This window comes from Flavobacterium praedii (assembly GCF_026810365.1).
Classification (GTDB): Bacteria; Bacteroidota; Bacteroidia; order Flavobacteriales; family Flavobacteriaceae; genus Flavobacterium; species Flavobacterium praedii.
Genome location: NZ_CP113948.1, coordinates 3,382,684 through 3,404,686, shown reverse-complemented (window position 1 = coordinate 3,404,686; position 22,003 = coordinate 3,382,684). Strand labels below are relative to the sequence as shown.

The following is a 22,003-nucleotide window of genomic DNA, read 5'->3' as shown; positions in this document are numbered from 1 at the left end:
CAATATTATTACTTTGAATACTTGAAAACTTTATTCGTTTTTAGACTAAAAAAAAGCCTTGATTTTCAGATATCAAGGCTTTTGTAATTATTATATTTCTTAATAAATCTATTTATTTTCTAAAAAATGATTCAATAAAAATTGAGTTGAACTATCGTGATTTTTTACCTGTTTGGTGTTAATCTCGTCTAAAATTGAATTCGCCAATTGTTTTCCAAGTTCTACACCCCATTGATCAAAACTAAATATGTTCCAAATAATTCCTTGCACAAATATTTTATGTTCATACATTGCTATTAATGAACCTAATGATTTGGGAGTCAATTTTTGAATCAAAATCGTATTAGTTGGTTTGTTTCCAGAGAAAACTTTGAAAGGCAAAAGTTCACTTGCTTTCTCAGCACTTAATCCTTGTTTGTCAAATTCAGCTTGTACTTGTTCTTGAGATTTTCCGTTCATCAAAGCTTCAGTTTGAGCAAAAAAATTGGACATCAATTTATCATGATGATCTTCATCTCCATATAAAGGTTTTACAAATCCAATAAAATCAGAAGGAATCAATTTGGTTCCTTGATGAATTAATTGAAAGAATGCATGTTGAGCATTTGTACCTGGTTCTCCCCAAATAATGGTTCCCGTTTCATAATTTACCGGTTTTCCGTCACGACCTACACTTTTGCCATTGCTCTCCATCGTTCCTTGTTGTAAATAAGGTGCAAGTTTTTGCAAATATTGTGTATAAGGAATCAAAGCTTCACTTTCGGCACCAAAGAAATTATTATACCAAACACTTAATAAAGCAAGTGTTACAGGAATATTTTTATCAAAATCTGCAGTTTTGAAATGTTCATCCATTTCATTAGCACCACTTAACAAATCGTTGAAGTTATCAAAACCAACCGCCAAACTAATAGAAAGTCCAACTGCACTCCAAAGAGAAAAACGACCTCCAACCCAGTCCCACATTGGAAACACATTGTCTGGATTAATACCAAATTCGGTTACTTTTTGTAAATTGGTTGAAACCGCCACAAAATGTTTGGCAACATCTTCCTGTTTTGCTGATTTCAAAAACCAAGCTTTGATCGTTTCAGAATTGGTTAAGGTTTCTTGAGTAGTAAATGTTTTAGAAACAATAACAAATAATGTTGTTTCTGGATTTAGCTTTTTTATAATTTCATTAACGTGATCTCCATCAACATTGGACACAAAATGAACCTTCAAATGGTTTTTATAATATTGTAAAGCTTCAACAGCCATAACAGGTCCCAAATCGGAGCCACCTATACCTATATTAACGATATCTGTAAATGGTTTTCCGGTGTATCCTGTTCTTTGTCCTAAGGTTACTTCGTTTGTAAACGTTTTTACTTTACTTTTTACTTCATATACTTCTGGCATTACATTAACACCATCTACATTTATTACAGCCGTTACTGGGGCACGCAAAGCAGTATGCAAAACAGCGCGATTTTCTGTTTGATTTATTATAGCTCCTTCAAAATAATCGGTGATTGCATTTTTCAAACCTGTTTCATTAGCCAATTCAACTAACAAATTTAGAGTTTCTTGATTGATTCTATTTTTGGAATAATCTACTAAAAAATCGTTCCATTTCAAATGGAACTTTTCAGTTCTTGACGGGTCGGCTTGGAACATTGCTGCCATTGAAGCCTTTTGCATTTCAGTATAGTGTGCTTGAAGTTTTTTCCAAGCAGAAGTTTCAGTTGGGTTTATTGTATTTAAAGCCATTTATTCTAGTTTTTTATAATTGTGCAAATTTACTGAAATAAGTTTGAATGGACTAAAATCAGGACATTATATAACTATTAAATAGTTAAAAAAAACAGAAATGCTTTAAAAACAACCTTGTTGAAAAAAGAAAACAGATTTCTCAAAAAATCACAAAATAAACTGTAATAACTTGAGAAATCTGCAACAAAATTTATTTAATATCCTATCTAAAAAACACAACTTAGAATAGATTCTTTATTATTAATACTTATAAATTCGACACACTATCCAATTCGAACTTCAATGGCTCTATTTTCTTTAAAAACCGCTCTTTATTTTTTGAGCTCATTGGTTCTCCATTTGGTAATTTTAAACGCAGGGCATCTACTTGAACACCATTTTTCCAAAAACGATAACACACATGTGGACCTGAAGCCAATCCTGTACTTCCAACCAGTCCTATAGTTTGCCCTTGGTTTACATGCTGCCCTCTTCTAACCAGTATTCGAGACATATGTAAATACTGAGTAGAATAGGTTTTATTGTGTTTTACTTTTACAAAATTCCCATTACCCGCAGTATAGCCCGTTTGCTCAACAATACCTGCAGCTGTAGTAGAAATTGGAGTACCCGTTGGTGCGGCATAATCTGTCCCTTTGTGTGCTTTCCAAATTTGTTGTACGGGATGAAAACGATTCATCGAAAAATGAGAAGTAATATGGCTAAATTTTATAGGTGTTTTAAGAAAAAAATTCTTTAGCGTTTTACCATCTTCGTCATAATAATCCATTTTACCTGAACCAGGATTTTGTTCAAATGGAAAAGCATAAATAATTTTTCCTTTATATTCAAAAAAAGCGGCTTCAAGACTGTCTACACCATCATAAATAGAATCATTGATGTACCTCTCGGTAAAAGTCAGACCAAATCGATCTCCTTTTTTTACTTTAAAAAAATCGATAGACCAAGCAAATATCTTTGAAATCCTAGTAGCTAATGCTCCTTCCACATTTGCAGACTCTAATGTTTCCGAAAGCGAACCCTTTAAAATCCCGCCTATAGTTCTCCTTTTTAATGTCAAAGGTTTTGTTTTTTTATAGGCTTTTGCTATCGAATCTCTCAAATCCACTACGTAATAATTTAATGCATCCGGTTGGTATATAAAAACAGCCAGCGTATTAGTTTTGTTTTTTGAACGAAGTAGGGTGTACTGTTTGTTTAATCTTATGGTTCGAACATCAAAAGTATCTTTTACTTGCGCTACAATATCGAATACTTTTTTATTGCCAATATTTTGCCTTTGCAAAATACTACCAAAAGTATCTCCTGATTTTACAGAATCTTGGACAACATTAAAATCAGAAAACTTGAATCCAAAATCACTCTTTTTGGATTTTGGAATTACTTGGTTTTCCATAATTTCTTCTTTCCTATTACAGGATATGATGGAAAACAATAGTACTAAAATTAGAATTATCTTTTTCAAACTTTGCTTACTTTTAATTTAAGTTTTCAATTCCCCAATTCCTCAATTCTTCCTCGCTCCATAATTCCGGGAAGAAAATTCTTCTTTGGTATCTGGGATGCATGTATTTTTTCCAGTCACTTCCCCCGGTTGCTTCTCCATCACCTTTACCATTGTCTATATATTTTCTGGCTGCATTGAGGTGCCCCATCACCCATGTAATGTTTACTGTATGATCATAATGACGCATTGCTTTTACCAAATCTGGATTTTCACGATCAGCATCTGGCAATTGTTTAAATTTTTGCCAAAGATTGATGGTGTTATATTCCTGCATTTGAGTTATGAATGCAGTTTTGTATTTACGCTCAAATTCCAAAAGCAAATAAGACTTTTCACCTGTTTCATGATCTTTCCCTGCTGCTTGCCAATACATGTGGTCTAGGGCATGCTCATATGGTGTATTTCTGTCTATGGTAGCTCGAAAACGGTAATCGATAAGGTTGATTAAATCGGTCGAAGCAATCTCAATCATTCTATATTGTGCACTTTGAAAACCACTTGCAGGTGTAAGCGTATTTCTAAATTTCATATACTGTTCTACTTCCATACCGTCTCCCATTATATCAAAAGAAGTGGTCAACATATCAAAATAACGGCTTATTCTCATTAACCGTTCTGTGAAAAACTCTGTTGTTAATTTTTCGGCATAAGAGATTTGATGCATTTCCCAAAGTATCATTTTAAAAAGCAATTCATTGACCTGGTGGTACATAATAAAAACCATTTCGTCGGGCAAAGTCGTTCTTTGAATTTGCAAATTCAATAAAGCATCTGTTTGAATGTAATCCCAATAGGTTATAGGTTTGGACCAAAGTAGTCCTTCAAGATGCGTATCTGTTTTTTGATTTATAGCTTGAAATTTATGATCAATTTCATCCAAAATTGATGCTGTGGTATCATTAATTGTCATTTTGATTTAATTTTAAACGGATTATTCAATCCTTTGTATTCCTCCAAATCGGCTTTGAGTGATCCTACCAAAAGGTTTGCTTTTATCCGAATAGGTATTTTATTATAGTCATCTGAAATCCAAATTGTTAAACTTTCTTCTTCCTTAAAAATCCGTCCAGACTGCACCAAAGGTCTAAAAATCATAGTGGATACAACACCAAATTTAGTTTTAATATCTTCTCTCCCGATGAATTTTAACTTAAATTTTGTAGTCTCATTGTCAAAAAACATATCGATAATGACCGACTCTCCAATCTTAATTTTATTAACATTGGGATAATTTCGTAAATAATAAAAGGAAGAAAGTATGTCCTGAACGTTTTTGGGAAAGTCAAAAGTTTTTTCGGTTTTATGCTTGTAATCTTTTACCAAAACTTTATTGGTCTTTTGATTAAAAAAACCTTCCTGGTTTTTGGTATACCCTCCTTCGTTGATTTTTCGAACAAATCGATAGGGATTCCTTGTACTCTTATCAATGTAACTTTCATAAATATCTTCTACATTAAAAAAGAATTTGGTCATACCAGTAGAATACCCTTTCCCTATAACATGAAAAACAGCCTGATCGTTTAGCGTAGCATCTTTAACTTCGATTGTGGCATAGCCGGCATTTATGATTCCATAATGCACTCTAAACTTTAGATATTCACCTGATGAAAAAGCTTCATCTTTTTGTGTATCGAAACCTAAAGTGAAAAGCAACAACGAGAAAATTATAATTTTTTTCATAGATTCGATACATTATAACTAAAATAACCTCAAATGTATTAAAACAAAAAAACTCAGTCAAATTAATGACTGAGTTTTTATGCTATTAACTAACCAAAAAACTATAAATTATGAAAATTTATATGAAACTAAGAAGGAAACCACCCCTTCCTGATTTGCGAGTGCAAAGGTATTGTATAAATCAAGGTTTTCTTAGCGAAAAGTCAAGTTTAACACAACATTTGCAATTTTAAGGGTTAATTAACTATTATTTTTATTGATACCGCAAAAATAACTAAATTTTATAATGTACCTCGTAATTGCTGCTCTCGTTCTATGGACTCAAAAAGCGCTTTAAAGTTCCCAGCACCAAACCCTTTGGCTCCCATTCTTTGAATTATTTCAAAAAATAAAGTTGGACGATCTTGAACGGGTTTGGTAAAAATCTGCAACAAATAACCATCCTCATCGGCATCGACCATAATGGCTAATTTTTCAATTTCGTTCAAATCTTCTTTCATCATTTCCATATGCACTCCCAATCGTTCTGGAATAGCTTGATAATAGGTATGAGGTGGAGCAGACAAAAACTCAACTCCTCTTGCTTTTAGCTCTGACACTGTTTTAATAATATCATCAGTTGCAATAGCAATATGCTGAATTCCAGGTCCACCATAAAAATCCAAATATTCTTCAATTTGTGATTTTTTCTTTCCTTCAGCTGGTTCGTTTATTGGGAATTTGATTCTTCCGTTTCCGTTTGACATTACTTTACTCATCAAAGCCGAATATTCGGTATTGATTTGTTTGTCATCAAAAGAAAGGAAATTCACAAATCCCATGACGTCTTCATAGAATTTTACCCAAGTGTTCATTTCGTTCCAACCCACATTTCCTACCATGTGATCAATGTATTTCAAACCTGTTGGTTCTGGATTGTAATCGGATTTCCATTCCTTGTAGCCTGGTAAGAAAACGCCGTTGTAGTTTTTTCGTTCTACAAAAATATGCACAGTTTCGCCATAGGTATAAATTCCAGAGCGAATTACTTCACCAAATTCATCTTGTTCCACCGTTGGCTCCATAAAAGAACGAGCGCCACGTTTCATGGTTTCTTCGTAGGCACTTCTTGCATCTTCTACCCAAAGTGCGGCAACTTTTACTCCGTCACCGTGTTTTTTTAAATGGTCGTGTAGTGGCGAATCTTGTGTTAAGGGAGTGGTTAAAACAATTCGGATTTTGTCTTGTTTTAAGACATAAGATGTTCTGTCTTTTACGCCTGTTTCCAGTCCAGCATAGGCCAATGATTGATAACCAAAAGCGGTTTTGTAATAATGTGCCGATTGTTTTGCGTTACCTACGTAGAATTCGACATAATCGGTTCCTAGTAATGGAAGGAAATCTTGCGCTCCCTCAAATATCTTCTCTAATCCGTATTCTACTGATTTTACTTCTTTTGCCATGATAAGCCCCCTAGCCCCCGAAGGGGGAATTCCTATTAGGGGTAAATAGGATTTTAGTTAACAATTTATACTTTACGTTCTATTTAGTGTTGAGAAGTTACAATTCCCCCTTTGGGGGCTAGGGGGCATCTACCCAAGATTTATAATACTGTCCATCGTCTATTCCCATTGCTTCTTCGGTCACCATAAGTGGTCGGAAGGTGTCAACCATTACGGCCAATTCCTGCGTTTCTTTGTGTCCGATACTACGTTCCATAGCGCCAGGAGCTGGGCCGTGTGGAATCCCTTTTGGGTGTAAAGTAATATGTCCTTGCTCAATATTGTTGCGGCTCATGAAATCACCGTCTACATAATACAACACTTCGTCGCTGTCAATATTACTATGATTGTAAGGTGCCGGAATGGCTTTTGGATGGTAATCGTACAATCTTGGAACGAAAGAACAGACCACAAAAGTGCTAGTTTCGAAAGTTTGGTGAATAGGAGGTGGCAAATGCACACGACCTGTAATAGGTTCGAAATTGTGAATGCTGAAACCGTACGGAAAATTGTAGCCGTCCCAACCCACTACGTCAAAAGGGTGAGTGGCATACACCACTTCGTGCATCATCCCTTCTTTTTTCATCTTGATAACGAAATCTCCTTTTTCGTCATGCGATTCTAATTCGGTTGGCAAAATAAAATCACGCTCGCAAAATGGAGAATGTTCTAAGTGTTGTCCAGAATCATTTTTATATCGTTTTGGAGTATAAAAAGGAGCATAAGACTCTACATAAAATAAGCGATTTTCTTCGGTTTCAAACTCGATTTGATAAATAATACCACGTGGAATAATCAAATAATCACCATACTCAAAAGGGATATTTCCTAACATGGTACGGAGTTTTCCTTTTCCTTTGTGAATGAATAGCATCTCATCTGCATCGGCATTTTTATAGAAATAGGTTGTCAATGATTTTCTTGGCGCTGCCAGCCCAATAGTACAATCTTTATTAACCAACATGGCTTTACGGCTGTCTAGGAAATCATCTTCGGGTTTTAGATCGAAGCCTTTGAGCAATAATGATTTTATGTTTTTCCCAATTGCAATTTTGGGTTCAACCGAATATGATTTTAGTATTTCTTTGACCTGAGTAGGTCTGTGAATGTGATAGGACAATGAAGAATGTCCGTGAAAACCTTCGGTACCAAAGAGTTGCTCAAAGAACAAACCTCCATTTGGATTTTCGAATTGGGTGTGTCTTTTAGGAGGAATATTTCCTAGTTTGTGATATATTGGCATAACAATTAGATTAGATAGTAAACAATTCTTTAAAGCAATAGTCCATATAAAAGTTGCCTTTTGCATTGCAAATGCATTGCTAAACATCATAAAAGCATCTTATTCTATGATCCTACAATAGGTATAAAACCCAAAGAATCACTCTGGATTTCTTTTGATTAAGAATTGAAGATACTCTAATAAACCGATCCAATTTGTTTTCATAATTACAAATATCGTAATTTTTATTAATAAAAAACACAAATTAAAAAATAAATCCAACCGTAAACCAAAGATATGATTTTGACATTTCTGGTGACCATGAATATTTTATTTCCACAGGACCAATAATGGTTTCTAAACCATAACCAAGCGCATAGCCTGAGTATTTGGGCCAAGAAATCCAATCTAAGGAATCATATAAATCATCTTCTAAATTGGCAAAATTGGCTGAAAAGTTGAGATGATTCTTTTTGAATACTTCAAAATCCAAGGCAATTGTCGTTTCCAAATAACTATTTCCCGAAAGACTCAAATAATCATAACCATAAAAATACTTGAAATTATTCGTCCCATTAAATCCATAACCTCCTAACATGAAATCAAAATAGGGCAAGCTTTTATTCCCTATTGAAGCTCCTGCTTCGGCTTGAAATTTTATGGTGGTGTTTTTAAAAATTGTACGAGCAATACCAGCTTCAGCACTCAAAATAGAAAAGGGCTCAAACGTTTCTGACTTTTCAGATGAAAACATATAAAATTGGGAATTACCTGAAAAATACCACCCTTTTTTCGGGAAGTATTTATTATCGTAACTATCGTATTTTATATAGCCAAATGCACTGGTATAATCACTTTTTGTAATTGTAGAATTCAATTCTAGTGTTTCTGAGGTAATATTTAAATACTGAAATTCAGCTCCAATACCAATAAGAAATTTTTGGGCAAATACCGATTGAATATACACTTGATTAGACAAATCCACATAATCAACATTTATAGAATTTGAGGCTTTTTTATTAAAAGTTATCACTTTTACCGGAATATTTTTATTAAATCGGCTTAAATGGGAATTGAAACCATAACTCAATTGAAATCCATTATCAATATAATAGTCAAAATAATACCTCACATTATCCCCCACTACCAAATCCACTGATAAAAAGTCATTTTTAAAAAATGTTTTTTTATTGGTAACATTAGCCAAAATAGCACTTTTGAACAAACCGTCATAATGCAATCCAAATTTTAAATTAGTTTTTACAGGACTTTCGGTCAATGTCAGAATCAAATCATCATACATACCATTTTTTTCAAAATAATAACTCACCGCACTAAAGTTTTGAGTGGCATTCAGATTATTAATTCCTGTTTCTAAGTTTTTGAAACTTATTTTGGCACCTGGTTTAAAATTTAATTTACCGATAACATAATCCCTAGAATAATTTATCAATTCATTTACTTTGATATCAACAATAGTCAAACTATCGGTTTCGATCTTTAATTTAGGTTTATGATACGGGTTTGTTTTATCTGCCAAAAGATCTATTTTTTCATAAACAGCAAATGTGGCATCTTCTCCTTTTTTTATTATTTCTGTAGCTTTATCAAAAGTAACCACTCCGTAATTTTTTACATCGGGTTTGATATAAACATCTGTTAAATTTGCATTTAATTTCATCCTTTCAATCATTTGCAAATTGGTGATTTGAAAGAAAATTTTTGAAGCACTTTTTAATTCGTCTTTACTAAGTAAACCGGATTGAACATCTACACCAATTATAATATCAGCTCCCATTTTTCGAACTTCATCTATCGGATAATTATTTATCACGCCACCATCCACAATAAGATTATTATCAATTATCACTGGTGAAAATACCGAAGGCAAGGATGAACTTCCTGTTATTGCTTGTGCCAAAACTCCTTTATCAAACACCACTTGTTCTCCTATTGCAATATTAGTTCCAACACACAAAAAAGGAATAGGAAGGGTTTTAAAATCCCTAACATGACGCACTGGCAAGGTCAATCGGCTTAACATATTAAAATTATACATCCCCTTGGACAATGCTTCAGGCGTACCAATACTAAACTTATTAAATGGAAGCGTCAATGCATATAATTCATCATTCCTTTTTTCATAAAAATTTTTAGAAGAACGTGGAATAAAATCATTTATAACATTACTAAAATTGGTCACATCAATTATAGAATCAATCTGTTTGGCATTGTATCCCATTGCGTAAAGACCTCCAATAACAGCCCCCATACTGGTTCCACCTATATAATCCAACTTAATTCCAGCATCCTCAAGCACATTTAAAACTCCGATATGCGCTAGTCCCTTGGCTCCACCTCCACTCAACACCAAACCTATTTTAGGTTTTTTTACAGTGTCTTGAGAAAATGAATTCAAACAAGAAAAAAATAAAATAATAAAAAACACTATTCTATACATAAGGGCAGGTTACTTTGTGTTGTAAAAGTCGGTAATTTTTTTGGCTTTTGATACTCCTATAACGTCCGAAATTTCTTTTTCGGTTGCCAGTTTCAATCTTTTAACACTTTTAAAATGTTGAATTAACGTAAGCATTGTTTTTTCGCCAATTCCTGGAATACTTTCTATAGAAGAATTCAATGCCGCTTTACTTCTTTTGTCGCGGTGAAATGTAATTCCAAAACGGTGGGCTTCATTACGCAATTGTTGAATGACTTTCAGTGTTTCAGACTTTTTATCCAGATATAATGGAATAGAATCTCCAGGATAAAACAATTCTTCTAGCCTTTTGGCAATTCCGATAATAGCAATTTTACCGCGAAGTCCCAAAGCGTCAATACTCTTTAATGCTGATGACAATTGCCCTTTTCCTCCGTCAATAATAATTAGATTGGGCAAAGGCTCGTTTTCGTCCAACAATCTTTTGTAACGGCGATAAACGATTTCTTCCATCGAAGCAAAATCATCTGGACCCACTACCGTTTTTATATTAAAATGTCTGTAATCCTTTTTGCTTGCTTTCCCATCTTTGAAAACCACACAAGCCGCCACGGGATTGGTTCCTTGAATATTAGAGTTGTCAAAACATTCTATATGTCTCGGCTCCACTGGCAAACGCAAATCACTTTTCATTTGTGCCATAATTCTATTGGTATGGCGATCTGGATCTACAATTTGCAATTGTTTGAGTTGTTCTATTCTATAAAACTTAGCATTTCGAATGGATAAATCAAGTATCTGTTTTTTGTCTCCCAGTTGTGGTACTGTAATTTTTAATGTTGGTCCCAAATCTACTTCAAAAGGAACAATCACTTCTTTGGACAATAATTGAAAGCGCTCCCGCAATTCGATTATAGCCAATTCTAATAATTCCTCATCTGTTTCTTCAAGCTTCTTTTTAATTTCCATCGTGTGCGATCGAATAATGGAACCATGAGAAATTTGCAAAAAGTTGACAAAAGCCGCACTTTCATCAGAAACGATAGAAAAAACATCAATATTGGTTATCTTCGGATTTACAATTGTAGAACGAGATTGGTAATTCTCGAGCACTTCTATTTTTTCTTTTATTTTTTGGGCTTCTTCAAAATGCATGTCTTGTGCCAAACTGGTCATGAGACGTTTGAAATCTTTCATGCTTTCCTTGAAATTCCCTTTTAAAATTTCCCGAATCGCATCGACTTGTTTTTGATAATTTTCTAATGTTTCAAACCCTTCGCAAGGGCCTTTGCAATTGCCAATATGGTATTCTAAACAGACTTTAAATTTACCGCTGTCAATATTATTTTTACTTAAATCATAATTACAAGTCCGCAAGGGATACAATTCTTTTATCAAATCTAAAATAGTGTGTACGGTCTTAAAACTGGTGTAAGGCCCAAAATATTCTGACCCGTCTTTTACCATTCTTCGGGTGGCAAAAATGCGCGCAAAAGGCTCTTTCTTGATACACAGCCAAGGGTAACTTTTATCATCACGCAATAACACATTGTATCTGGGTTGCAAGGTTTTTATCAAATTGTTTTCTAGCAAAAGAGCATCTGTTTCCGTAGGAACCACGATATGCTTGATAGTAACAATTTTCTTGACCAATACATTGGTTTTCGCAGTATCGTGAATTTTATTAAAATAAGAAGAAACTCGTTTTTTTAAATTCTTAGCTTTACCTACATATAAAATTTTCCCTTCTTTATCGTAATATTGATATACACCAGGACCGTCAGGTAGGGTTTGTATTTGCAGGGCTAAATTAGGATTGGTCATTTTTTTTTAAAACTTCTGATAATTAATAGATTGCAGTAGACAAATCTCAATTCTTCATTTTTTCAAATTTACAAATAACATTGACGTAAACCAAAATCAAATTTTTAATACCAAATAAATAATTTCTATATTTAGCTTTTATTTTTAAACCATGAAAGATTATAAACCTTTAGTAATTTTTGGCGAAAGTGTTTTGCCTGGCGAAAGTAAAACCATCCAACTGGAAATAGCTCGACTACATACCACAACAAAATTAACAATTCCGATAATTATTAAACGTTCCAAAATTGCTGGTCCTGTTGTTCTCTTTTCTGGAGGAATTCATGGAGACGAATTTAATGGCATCGAAATCGTAAGACAACTCATTAGTAAAAAAATAAACAAACCCAAAAAAGGCACCATCATTTGCATTCCCATTATAAATATATACGGATTCATCAATCGATCTCGAGATTTCCCCGATGGAAGGGATTTGAATCGGGTCTTTCCTGGCAGCAAAAAAGGATCATTAGCCAGCCGATTTGCCTATCATATCATCACCGACATCATGCCGCTTGTAGATTATGCCGTCGACTTTCATGCGGGCGGTGCCAGCCGATTTAACGCGCCACAAATTAGGCTTACACCAAATAACCCTAATGTAAAAATATTGGCCGATGCTTTTAATGCGCCTTTTACCTTATTTTCAAAAAATATTGCAGGCTCTTTTAGAAGTTCCAGCGAGAAACTGAATGTAAAAATGTTGCTCTTTGAAGGTGGAAAATCTTTAGATATTAATCACGATGTTGCACAAGAAGGAATCAATGGAATCAAGCGACTTTTGAACCATTTAGACATGCTCGATCCAAAACATGATGTACCAATCCAAAAAAAACCAACTATATATATTGAAAAATCAGGATGGTTAAGAGCCAAATGTTCAGGTTTGTTAATTGATCAAAATTTGGTAGGGCAATTTGTCAAAAAAGGAACCGTATTAGGCATGATAACTGACCCTTTTGGAAAATTTGAACGAAAAATAAAAGCACCAAACGACGGTTATGTACTCAATGCCAACCACTCACCAATTGTATATCAAGGAGATGCCATTTATCACCTTTCGAATACTGCTGAAGACAATCAAGAATTAGTCTTTTAAAAATCTGAAAACCAAAAACTAACATTTATCATATTTTCTAAAATTCTATACTTGTAATTTTGGACAAATTATAGCGATTATGTTGTATTGGAAAAAATTATCTCAAAAAGAGAAAAAAGCCCGCATTGAAAAAGCCCTAGAAGAGAATGTAAATTTTTCTTTAGATACTTCTTTAGGATATCCCGCCTCAAAACTCGACAGTAAAGTCTACAATGAGGAAGCTTCCTTCTTAAAAGACGCTCCAACTCTGAAAACCTATGTAGCCAATCCTAATCATATAGGATGCCACACATTAGGCACGTCAGAAAAAGCTTTTAAAGGCACTCAAGAGATGGAACGTGAGGTCTTGAATGTACTCGCCGTAGATGTTTTTAAAGCGCAACCCAATTCCTTTGACGGCTACATTTCTCCAGGTGGAACTGAAGCCAACATTCAAGCCATTTGGATGTATCGCAATTATTTCAACTATAAACTTGGCGCAAATCCTCAAGAAATTGCCATACTTGCCTCTGAAGATACCCACTACTCTATTCCAAAAGCTGCCAATATACTAATGTTGGATTGGCTGAAAGTCCCTGTTGATTTTAATACCCGTGAAATTGACACGTTTCAATTGGAAAATATCATTATAAAAGCCAAGGAAAAAGGAAAGAAATATTTTATCGTAATATCAAATATGGGAACTACTATGTTTGGTGCTATTGATGATCCTAACGATTATATCCATATACTGGAAAAACACAATTTACTGTATAAAATCCATGTTGATGGTGCTTACGGAGGTTTTATCTACCCTTTTAGCAATAAAGAAAGTGATCTGAATTTTGAAAATCCAAAAATTAGTTCAATAACCATTGATGCACATAAAATGCTCCAAGCTCCTTATGGAACCGGAATATTTTTATGCCGAAAAGGCTTAATAGAAAACGTTTTGACCAAAGAAGCTGAGTATGTAGAAGGAATGGACTTAACCCTTTGTGGCAGTCGATCGGGAGCCAATGCAGTTGCAGTTTGGATGATTTTGTTTACTTATGGACCTTTTGGATGGTGTGAAAAAGTTCGAATTTTACAAATGAGAACACAGTGGCTCTGTGATCAATTGGACGAATTGAAAGTAGGGTATTTTAGAGAACCGTTTATGAATATTGTAACCATTCAAGCGCAATTTATCGAAGAAAGTTTGGTCAAAAAATTCGATTTGGTTCCTCAAAAACACAATGGTGATAATTCCTGGTATAAAATTGTGATTATGGATCACGTAGAAGTAGATCATTTGAGTACTTTTATCACCGATCTAAAAGAATCACTTTATGCTAAAAAAAGAATTACGAGCGAAATATAAGGCCTTACGCAACCACCTTTCTGAAATTGAAATTGAAGAAAAGAGTTTGGCTATTGCCAATGAAATTATCAAACTACTTATTTGGGAGAAAACCTATTTCCACATTTTTTTACCTATTGAAGAGCAAAAGGAAATCAATACTGAATTTATTCTTCACCTACTGGCTGGAAAAGACAAAGAAATTGTGATTTCAAAAAGTGATTTTGAAACTAGAGAAATGACTCATTTTCTTTTGACAGACAATACCAAAATAAAGAAAAACAAGTACAACATTCCCGAACCTGTTGATGGTCTAGAAGTTCCTACTACAAAAATTGATGTTGTTTTTGTCCCGCTTTTGGCTTTTGACAAAAAGGGAAACCGTGTAGGTTACGGCAAAGGTTTCTATGATAAATTCTTGACCGACTGCAAACCAGAAACCATTAAAATTGGTCTTTCGTTCTTTGCACCCGAAGAACTCATTTCGGATGTTTTTGAGAATGATGTGTTACTGGATTTTTGTGTGACTCCAAATGGAGTTTGGGCGTTTTAGAATATGAAGCAAAAATTAAAAGGCATTAAGAGCAATTAAGTTTTGAAGCTTAATTACTCTTAATGCCTTAATGGTTTAAAATCAAAAGGATTCTTATTAAACAAATGATCTTGGTTTACGACCGCAAGAGGGATGGACGCTGGCTACCGAAGTAGCGCATACAGCCCGACCGCAATAAAAAATGGGGCCACTAGCACGTATGCAAAGTAGCCCCATTTTTTATTGTGGTCTTGCCCAAATTCTTCTGAAAAGAAATGGGATATAAATACTAATGACTTTTATGAAATGCTTTTTTGTTGAAAGCGATTAAAATTCCAACTCCAGTTGAAATGGCCATATCGGCAACGTTGAAAATGGCATTGAAAAAAGTGAAATTTCGTCCACCAAAATATGGAACCCATTCTGGCATTGGATAGTCTTTTATGAATGGAAAATAAAACATATCGACTACTTGACCGTTGAGCCATGTGCCATAGGGTTTGTCTGAAAATATAGTGGCTAATTGCTGGTGGCTGTCGTCAAAAATCACGCCATAAAAAACAGAGTCGATGATGTTCCCGAATGCGCCGGCAAGTATTAAAGCGATGGCAACTATGAGATAATTAGAGCTGTTTTTCTCTACGGCGTCCCACAACCAATATCCAATTCCGACAACGGCAAACAGTCTAAAAACGGTTAAAATTAATTTTCCGTATTCCCCCGGTATTTTGGTGCCCCAAGCCATCCCTTCATTTTCGATGAAATGAATTTGAAACCAATTGAAGACATGGACTTCTTCGCCTAAAATAAAATTTGTTTTTATATAAATTTTAGAAAATTGATCAACTAATAATATAATAATGATGAGAAAGTATGCTTTGAATAATGACATTTTTGAAAATTTAATGGCGTAAAAGTACTAATTTAATCAAAAAAAACGCTCCCAAAGGAGCGTTAATTATTTTATGAAAAGAAATTTATCGTTGTAAATTTTTGGCTTCGATGCTCATTGTGGCATGAGGAACGATTTTTAATCTTTCCTTTCCGATTAATTTTCCTGTAATTCTACAAACTCCGTATGTTTTATTTTCAACACGGAAAAGTGCGTTTTTCAAATCACGAATAAACTTTTCTTGACGAATGGCCAATTGAGAGTTAGCTTCTTTAGACATGATTTCGCTACCTTCTTCAAATGCTTTAAAAGTGGGAGATGTATCATCCGTTCCATTGTTAAGGTCATTCATATAGGCACTTTTTATCAAATCCAAATCGGCTTGAGCCTTTTCGATTTTGTTTTGAATGATCTCCTTAAACTCTGCCAAATCAGCGTCAGAGTATCTTGCAATTTCATCTACCATAATACTAATTTTTTGTTATGATTATATTTGTTGTTATTCCATCAAACTCAATTTCCGTGCCCTGAGCTATATTCTCTTCAAAAACAAGCACTTCTGTCAATGTTTCCGATTTTATATAGTCTTCGTTGGCCTTTACTGCTGTTTCCAAAGTATCATTCTTTTGCAAATGCACTTTAATTTTATCCGTTACTTCAAAACCTGCATCTTTACGGATATTCTGAATTCTGTTGACCAATTCTCTTGCAATTCCTTCTTGTTTCAACTCGGGAGAAATCGTAATATCTAACGCAACTGTTATTCCGTTTGAATTAGCGACTAACCATCCTTCGATATCTTGAGAGGATATTTCAACATCTTCTAGTGATAAAATTACACTATTTCCCGCAATTACAATAGTTAAAGATCCTTCCTTGTCAAATTGTGAGATTTGTTCCGTAGATAAATTTTGTATCTCTTTGGAAATCAATCCCATATCTTTTCCAAATCGAGGCCCTAAAGCTTTGAAATTTGGTTTTATTTGTTTGATCAAAATTCCCGAAGCATCGTCCAAAAGTACGATTTCTTTCACATTTACTTCTGCTTTTATGAGGTCTGAAACGGCTTCAATTTCGAGTCTTTGATTCACGTCAAGTACTGGAATCATTACCTTTTGCAATGGTTGGCGTACCTTGATCATCTCCTTTTTTCTGAGTGACAAAACCAGTGACGAAATCGTCTGTGCTTTCTGCATTTTGCTCTCTAACATTTTATTAACATACTTTTCAACTGAAACTGGAAACAGTGCCAAATGTACAGACTCAAAATTTTCGCTCTGTGTAGCTCCTGTTAAATCTTTGTAAAGTTTATCCATAAAGAAAGGAGCAATTGGTGCACCTAATTTACTTATGGTTAACAAACAGGTATAAAGTGTTTGATAAGCTGCAATTTTATCTTGTGCATAGTCTCCTTTCCAGAAACGGCGACGACACAAACGAACGTACCAGTTACTCAAGTTCTCTTGTACAAATTCGGATATCGCACGAGCCGCTTTTGTAGGTTCATAATCGTCATAATAGCTATCAACGGCTGCAATCAAAGTATTTAATTCTGAAATAATCCATTGATCAATTTCCGGTCTTTCGTTTACAGGAATCTCAGCTTCTGCGTATTTAAAACCATCAATATTGGCATACAAACTGAAGAATGAATAGGTATTGTATAAAGTCCCAAAGAACTTACGACGCACCTCAGCAATTCCTTCTAAATCGAATTTTAAATTGTCCCAAGGATTGGCATTCGATATCATGTACCAACGCGTAGCATCTGGACCGTATTCTTTTAAGGTTTCGAAAGGATCTGCGGCATTTCCTAAACGTTTGGACATTTTTTGTCCGTTTTTATCTAACACTAAACCGTTGGAAACTACATTTTTATACGCTATTTTATCAAAAACCAAAGTTCCGATAGCGTGTAGTGTATAAAACCAACCACGGGTTTGATCCACACCTTCGGCAATAAAATTGGCTGGAAAATCTTTGTTTTCGTCTATTTTATCTTTGTTTTCAAAAGGATAATGCCATTGCGCATACGGCATGGCACCTGAGTCAAACCAAACATCTATCAAATCAGCCTCACGCTTCATTGCTTTTCCAGAAGCAGAAACCAAGGTAATTTCATCGACAACATTTTTATGCAAATCAATCAAATCATAATTTTCTTCGGACATGTTTCCAATCTGAAATTCCTTAAAAGGATTCTCAACTTGAACACCAGCCTGAATTGCTTTTTCGATTTCGTTGTATAATTCTTCTACGGATCCTATTAGCATTTCTTCGGTTCCGTCTTCGGTTCTCCAAATAGGCAATGGAATCCCCCAAAAACGAGAACGGGATAGATTCCAATCGTTGGCGTTTTTCAACCAATTCCCAAAACGACCTTCTCCTGTAGCTTTCGGCTTCCAATTGATGGTTTCGTTCAGGTCGAACATACGGTCTCTGACCTCGGTAATTTTTATAAACCAAGAATCCAAAGGATAATATAAAATTGGCGTGTCGGTTCTCCAGCAATGTGGATAACTGTGCACGTATTTTTCTACTTTGAATGCTTTGTTTTCTTCTTTTAATCGAATGGCAATTTCTACATCGATAGAACGTTCTGGCACATCACCATTAGTATAATATTCGTTCTTAACATATTTACCGCCAAATTCTCCCATGTGTGAGGTGAACCTTCCTTGTAAATCGACTAATGGAACTGGATTTTCATTTTCATCCAATACCAACATTGGCGGAACTTCTGGTGTAGCTTCTTTGGCTACTTTGGCATCATCGGCTCCAAAAGTTGGGGCAGTGTGCACAATTCCGGTTCCGTCTTCGGTGGTTACGAAATCTCCTGAAATTACTCTAAAAGCATTCTCTGGATTTTGGTAAGGCAATGCATATTGCATTAATTGTTCGTAACGAATTCCAACTAAATCAGCTCCTTTGCATTCGGCAAGGATTAGAAATGGTATTTTTTTGTCTCCTTCTTTGAAATTTTCAAAATCGGATGGTTCACTACTTTCGAAAAATCCTTTGCCAAATTGTTTCCCAACCAAATTTTTAGCCAAAATCACATTCGATGGACGAAAAGTATATTGATTGAATGTTTTTACCAAAACATATTCTATTCGAGGACCAACAGTCAAGGCAGTATTACTTGGTAATGTCCATGGTGTAGTGGTCCATGCTAAGAAAAAAGCCTCCCCCAGCCCCTCCGAAAGAGGGGAGCTAAGACCGAATGCTTTTAAAATTGAGTTCTCCTCATTTCCCCCTTCGGGGGTTAGGGGGCTTTTAAATTGTGCCACAACTGTAGTATCAGTTACATCTCTGTAACTTCCAGGCTGGTTCACTTCATGAGAACTCAAACCAGTTCCTGCTTTTGGAGAATACGGCTGAATGGTGTACCCTTTATACATCAAATCCTTATTGTAGATTTGTTTCAACAACCACCAAACCGATTCCATGTATTTGGATTTGTAAGTCACATACGGATCTTCCATATCGACCCAATATCCCATTTTTTCGGTCAAGTCATTCCATACATCGGTATAACGCATTACGGTTTTTTTACACGCTTCGTTATACTCGGCTACGGTTATTTTTTTTCCAATATCTTCTTTGGTAATTCCAAGTGCTGCCTCTGTACCCAATTCTACAGGCAATCCGTGGGTATCCCAACCTGCTTTACGCTTTACTTGGAACCCTTTTTGGGTTTTATATCTGCAAAAAATATCTTTAATCGCACGTGCCATTACGTGGTGAATTCCTGGTAATCCGTTAGCCGAAGGAGGACCTTCAAAAAACACGAAAGGTTCTTTTCCTTCGCGAGTGGTTACACTTTTTTCAAAGATGTTTTTTTCCTTCCAAAAATCCAGTACTTCTGACGCCACTGTTGGCAAGTCAAGTCCTTTGTATTCAGTAAATTTTGTGCTCATTTTATCCTTTTCTTAATCGTGGTGCGAAAGTAAGAAATTTTAAAATAAAAAGACAAAGACATGGGCAAAAGTTACATATTGCTTTTTTTGTTTTTTGAATTAATTTCCAACGTAAAAAAAACTATCCTTCACACTGAAGTGCTTGAAACTATTGAAAATAATACTGATTCTGACAGTTTCCATAACGGAAACAAGGTCATGAATCGAAAAAGGACTTTTAAAAACCCAAAATTGATTTTCCTTTATAACGACTTTGGTGTGCAAAGAGATTTTAATTTGCATAAAAAAACCCGACTAAATACAATTTCAGTTCGGGTTTTTAAAAATTTAGTTTTATTTAAATCCACCAAAATAAACTTCTTTCATAAAAATCCTATTGCCAAAAACAGGATTTACCTCTACTTTTTCTCTAAGTTCTTGATAGGAGGTTTCTCCATAATAATCTTCTATTTCATTCAGAATTTTATGTGGAATTTTTCCGTTATTTAACGCTACAATTTCTCTGTAATCTTGAAATATTTTACGTTCAAATGAACTTTTGTTACCCTTGAAATATTCTGTTTTTTCAAAAGAAACAATGGTGAAATTTTCCTTGTCTACATAGAGATTGTATTCAGCTTTAGGAACCATTCGGTTACTGGAATTCAGTGTTTTCTCAAAATAAGTAAGGTGATAACACGATCTCCCGTCTGCCATTTCATCCGCAACTAAATCAAACTTATTCCATAAGTCAATACGAAATGAGGTCAACAAATTTAGTGGATCTAGATTGGTAACAATATTGGAATAATCGGAACTATTTATTTTTTTCCATTTTTCGGTACTGTTATCCAAATCGTCATGCATCCATGATTCTGGTCCATTCACAATTTCAAAATAATTATTGGGTGTTTTTTTCTTTAAAAGATAATTTGTTGCCGTTGACCACTTTTCTTCCGTTTGAGGCATGTTATTATCATCTAATTTTAATTTCGATAAAATATGTGTTTTTTCTATTTTCTTTATAGCTTCATTTCCTCCCAAACTATTTATGATTTTGCTCAATAATTCAGAATTTTTTTGAAAATAAACAGAGTCAAGTATATTCATTCTTTCCGAAATACTTTTCTCAATAGCGTTTCGTCTGTCTATTTTCTCTTGTTCCCAATCGGCATCTTCTTGAATTATTCGCTCAAAAAAAGCAAGTCGAGCTTCTTCCTTTTCTTCCTTAATTTTAAAACCTAATTTTTTTAATTCAACAAAACGATTGGTATGTGTTCTGACTATTTTATCAACAAAGTTAGCTTTATTGACACGATCTATAATATTTGTTCCTTTCGAACTTTGTTTGTCGTTTTTTATTAAAACATCAGCAAAATACAATGCTTTCTCTTTATTTTCTAAAAGCAAATACGTCAAAGCCAAATCATAAGAGACTATAAATCGAATGTTTTCATTTTCAGGAACTTGAGGGTATTTAGTCAAAAGACTTTCCAAATACTGCAAATGAGGCATTAATGCTTTGGCATTTAAACCGTTTTCTAAAGTCACTTTATTCATTTGCTGGGTAATCTCATTCTCATATGCTAGCATTTGTTGGTATTCAGGATGCGACTTGGAGGTCATAAACTCAAACTTTTCTTTTCTTTCTTCACTTGAATATCCCAATTTATAATTTAATAAATTTTGAATACGATCCATTGTTGCATAAATGACCACATCCATTCCTAATTCCTCAATACTGAAGTCATTTTTAATATCCGAATGACTCATTATTTTTCTATTGTTGGATACGGCTTCTGTGGCTTCACTTTTTTTATAATTCCCTTGAAAAACGTTTTTCTCAGAACTTACAAATTCATTGGAATAAATTAATTTATCGGCACATTTCACTTCAATATTAATTTTTACATCAAATTTAGAATATGGATAATAATTCCAATCTTTGGTTTTGCTATTGTAAACACTATCCATTTGGGTAACGGTATATTTTGGAAGAGGAATAGTGATGTAAATTTTTAACTTCCCATTTGAAGGATCTTTTAAATAACCATCAATATTGAAATAGTTTTTTTTCAGAACTTGCTCTTCCGTTTTTAATTCCGGATCTATTTGATAAAAAGTAGTTTGAGTAATTGCATTGTCTAAACAAGGATATTGAGAATAAAGGACAGTAGGTATAAAGAATTTACCTTTTTTGGAGGTAACTTTATCCTGTGCATTGATGCTGTTAAATCCTAGAAATAATAAAAATATAAGTAGTGCTTTTTTCATATGTGTAAAAAAAAAGCCATCAAAGTAAATTTTGATGG

At 34.3% G+C, this 22,003-nt stretch carries 15 protein-coding genes; 3 read left to right on the top strand and 12 right to left on the bottom strand.

The genetic code is table 11. From position 1 onward, the window contains the following. Positions 1–108 precede the first annotated feature (108 nt). The 8 genes from pgi to uvrC form a co-directional block, all read right to left on the bottom strand. Positions 109–1,752, bottom strand: a complete 1,644-nt coding sequence (gene pgi / locus OYT91_RS14400) for a glucose-6-phosphate isomerase (RefSeq protein ID WP_281238520.1) — start codon at positions 1,750–1,752, stop codon at positions 109–111. A 250-nt stretch (positions 1,753–2,002) separates the two neighbouring features. Continuing rightward, on the bottom strand, positions 2,003–3,220 hold the full coding sequence (locus tag OYT91_RS14395) for a M23 family metallopeptidase (protein ID WP_281238519.1): 1,218 nt from the start codon (positions 3,218–3,220) through the stop codon (positions 2,003–2,005). Positions 3,221–3,233: 13 nt separating this feature from the next. Beyond that, positions 3,234–4,172, bottom strand: coding sequence for a tryptophan 2,3-dioxygenase family protein (locus OYT91_RS14390; protein WP_281238518.1), 939 nt, complete (start codon positions 4,170–4,172; stop codon positions 3,234–3,236). Next, complete coding sequence (locus tag OYT91_RS14385; RefSeq protein ID WP_281238517.1) at positions 4,169–4,942, bottom strand: DUF3108 domain-containing protein; 774 nt, start codon at positions 4,940–4,942, stop codon at positions 4,169–4,171. The genes OYT91_RS14390 and OYT91_RS14385 overlap by 4 nt, the downstream gene beginning before the upstream one ends. A gap of 281 nt (positions 4,943–5,223) precedes the next feature. Beyond that, on the bottom strand, positions 5,224–6,384 hold the full coding sequence (gene hppD, locus OYT91_RS14380) for a 4-hydroxyphenylpyruvate dioxygenase (RefSeq protein ID WP_281238516.1): 1,161 nt from the start codon (positions 6,382–6,384) through the stop codon (positions 5,224–5,226). 118 nt (positions 6,385–6,502) lie between these two features. Continuing rightward, the gene (locus tag OYT91_RS14375) at positions 6,503–7,666 is read right to left on the bottom strand and encodes a homogentisate 1,2-dioxygenase (RefSeq protein ID WP_281238515.1); all 1,164 of its coding nucleotides are present in this window, start codon (positions 7,664–7,666) and stop codon (positions 6,503–6,505) included. A 244-nt stretch (positions 7,667–7,910) separates the two neighbouring features. Further along, positions 7,911–10,064 carry a patatin-like phospholipase family protein gene (locus OYT91_RS14370; protein ID WP_281238514.1) on the bottom strand — a complete coding sequence of 718 codons (2,154 nt, stop codon included), beginning with the start codon at positions 10,062–10,064 and terminating at the stop codon, positions 7,911–7,913. 51 nt (positions 10,065–10,115) lie between these two features. Continuing rightward, positions 10,116–11,909 carry an excinuclease ABC subunit UvrC gene (gene uvrC / locus OYT91_RS14365; protein WP_281238513.1) on the bottom strand — a complete coding sequence of 598 codons (1,794 nt, stop codon included), beginning with the start codon at positions 11,907–11,909 and terminating at the stop codon, positions 10,116–10,118. A gap of 151 nt (positions 11,910–12,060) precedes the next feature. On the opposite strand from uvrC, the gene OYT91_RS14360 reads away from it, so the two are divergent. The 3 genes from OYT91_RS14360 (at position 12,061) to OYT91_RS14350 (ending at position 14,921) form a co-directional block, all read left to right on the top strand. Next, positions 12,061–13,047, top strand: coding sequence for a succinylglutamate desuccinylase/aspartoacylase family protein (locus OYT91_RS14360; protein WP_281238512.1), 987 nt, complete (start codon positions 12,061–12,063; stop codon positions 13,045–13,047). A 79-nt stretch (positions 13,048–13,126) separates the two neighbouring features. Further along, on the top strand, positions 13,127–14,389 hold the full coding sequence (locus OYT91_RS14355; protein ID WP_281238511.1) for a pyridoxal-dependent decarboxylase: 1,263 nt from the start codon (positions 13,127–13,129) through the stop codon (positions 14,387–14,389). Next, positions 14,358–14,921 (top strand): 5-formyltetrahydrofolate cyclo-ligase, encoded by a 564-nt coding sequence (locus OYT91_RS14350; protein WP_281238510.1) that lies wholly within the window; start codon positions 14,358–14,360, stop codon positions 14,919–14,921. The genes OYT91_RS14355 and OYT91_RS14350 overlap by 32 nt, the downstream gene beginning before the upstream one ends. Positions 14,922–15,189: 268 nt before the next feature. On the opposite strand, the gene OYT91_RS14345 is transcribed toward OYT91_RS14350, so the two are convergent. From OYT91_RS14345 to OYT91_RS14330, 4 genes are all read right to left on the bottom strand, one after another. Next, positions 15,190–15,792, bottom strand: coding sequence for a lipoprotein signal peptidase (locus tag OYT91_RS14345; RefSeq protein ID WP_281238509.1), 603 nt, complete (start codon positions 15,790–15,792; stop codon positions 15,190–15,192). 85 nt (positions 15,793–15,877) lie between these two features. Continuing rightward, positions 15,878–16,258: a TraR/DksA family transcriptional regulator gene (locus OYT91_RS14340; RefSeq protein ID WP_264566230.1), complete on the bottom strand. Its 381-nt coding sequence runs from the start codon at positions 16,256–16,258 to the stop codon at positions 15,878–15,880. A 4-nt stretch (positions 16,259–16,262) separates the two neighbouring features. Then, on the bottom strand, positions 16,263–19,712 hold the full coding sequence (ileS, locus tag OYT91_RS14335) for an isoleucine--tRNA ligase (protein WP_281238508.1): 3,450 nt from the start codon (positions 19,710–19,712) through the stop codon (positions 16,263–16,265). 333 nt (positions 19,713–20,045) lie between these two features. Further along, on the bottom strand, positions 20,046–21,965 hold the full coding sequence (locus OYT91_RS14330) for a hypothetical protein (protein WP_281238507.1): 1,920 nt from the start codon (positions 21,963–21,965) through the stop codon (positions 20,046–20,048). Between the last annotated feature and the right edge of the window lie 38 nt (positions 21,966–22,003).

What these genes read in the sequence shown, in the direction of transcription:
- pgi (WP_281238520.1), bottom strand. Translation starts at nt 1,752, where the DNA reads ATGGCTTTAAATACAATAAACCCAACTGAAACTTCTGCTTGGAAAAAA.
- OYT91_RS14390 (WP_281238518.1), bottom strand. Translation starts at nt 4,172, where the DNA reads ATGACAATTAATGATACCACAGCATCAATTTTGGATGAAATTGATCAT.
- OYT91_RS14385 (WP_281238517.1), bottom strand. Translation starts at nt 4,942, where the DNA reads ATGAAAAAAATTATAATTTTCTCGTTGTTGCTTTTCACTTTAGGTTTC.
- hppD (WP_281238516.1), bottom strand. Translation starts at nt 6,384, where the DNA reads ATGGCAAAAGAAGTAAAATCAGTAGAATACGGATTAGAGAAGATATTT.
- OYT91_RS14375 (WP_281238515.1), bottom strand. Translation starts at nt 7,666, where the DNA reads ATGCCAATATATCACAAACTAGGAAATATTCCTCCTAAAAGACACACC.
- uvrC (WP_281238513.1), bottom strand. Translation starts at nt 11,909, where the DNA reads ATGACCAATCCTAATTTAGCCCTGCAAATACAAACCCTACCTGACGGT.
- OYT91_RS14360 (WP_281238512.1), top strand. Translation starts at nt 12,061, where the DNA reads ATGAAAGATTATAAACCTTTAGTAATTTTTGGCGAAAGTGTTTTGCCT.
- OYT91_RS14355 (WP_281238511.1), top strand. Translation starts at nt 13,127, where the DNA reads ATGTTGTATTGGAAAAAATTATCTCAAAAAGAGAAAAAAGCCCGCATT.
- OYT91_RS14350 (WP_281238510.1), top strand. Translation starts at nt 14,358, where the DNA reads ATGCTAAAAAAAGAATTACGAGCGAAATATAAGGCCTTACGCAACCAC.
- OYT91_RS14345 (WP_281238509.1), bottom strand. Translation starts at nt 15,792, where the DNA reads ATGTCATTATTCAAAGCATACTTTCTCATCATTATTATATTATTAGTT.
- OYT91_RS14340 (WP_264566230.1), bottom strand. Translation starts at nt 16,258, where the DNA reads ATGGTAGATGAAATTGCAAGATACTCTGACGCTGATTTGGCAGAGTTT.
- ileS (WP_281238508.1), bottom strand. Translation starts at nt 19,712, where the DNA reads ATGAGCACAAAATTTACTGAATACAAAGGACTTGACTTGCCAACAGTG.
- OYT91_RS14330 (WP_281238507.1), bottom strand. Translation starts at nt 21,965, where the DNA reads ATGAAAAAAGCACTACTTATATTTTTATTATTTCTAGGATTTAACAGC.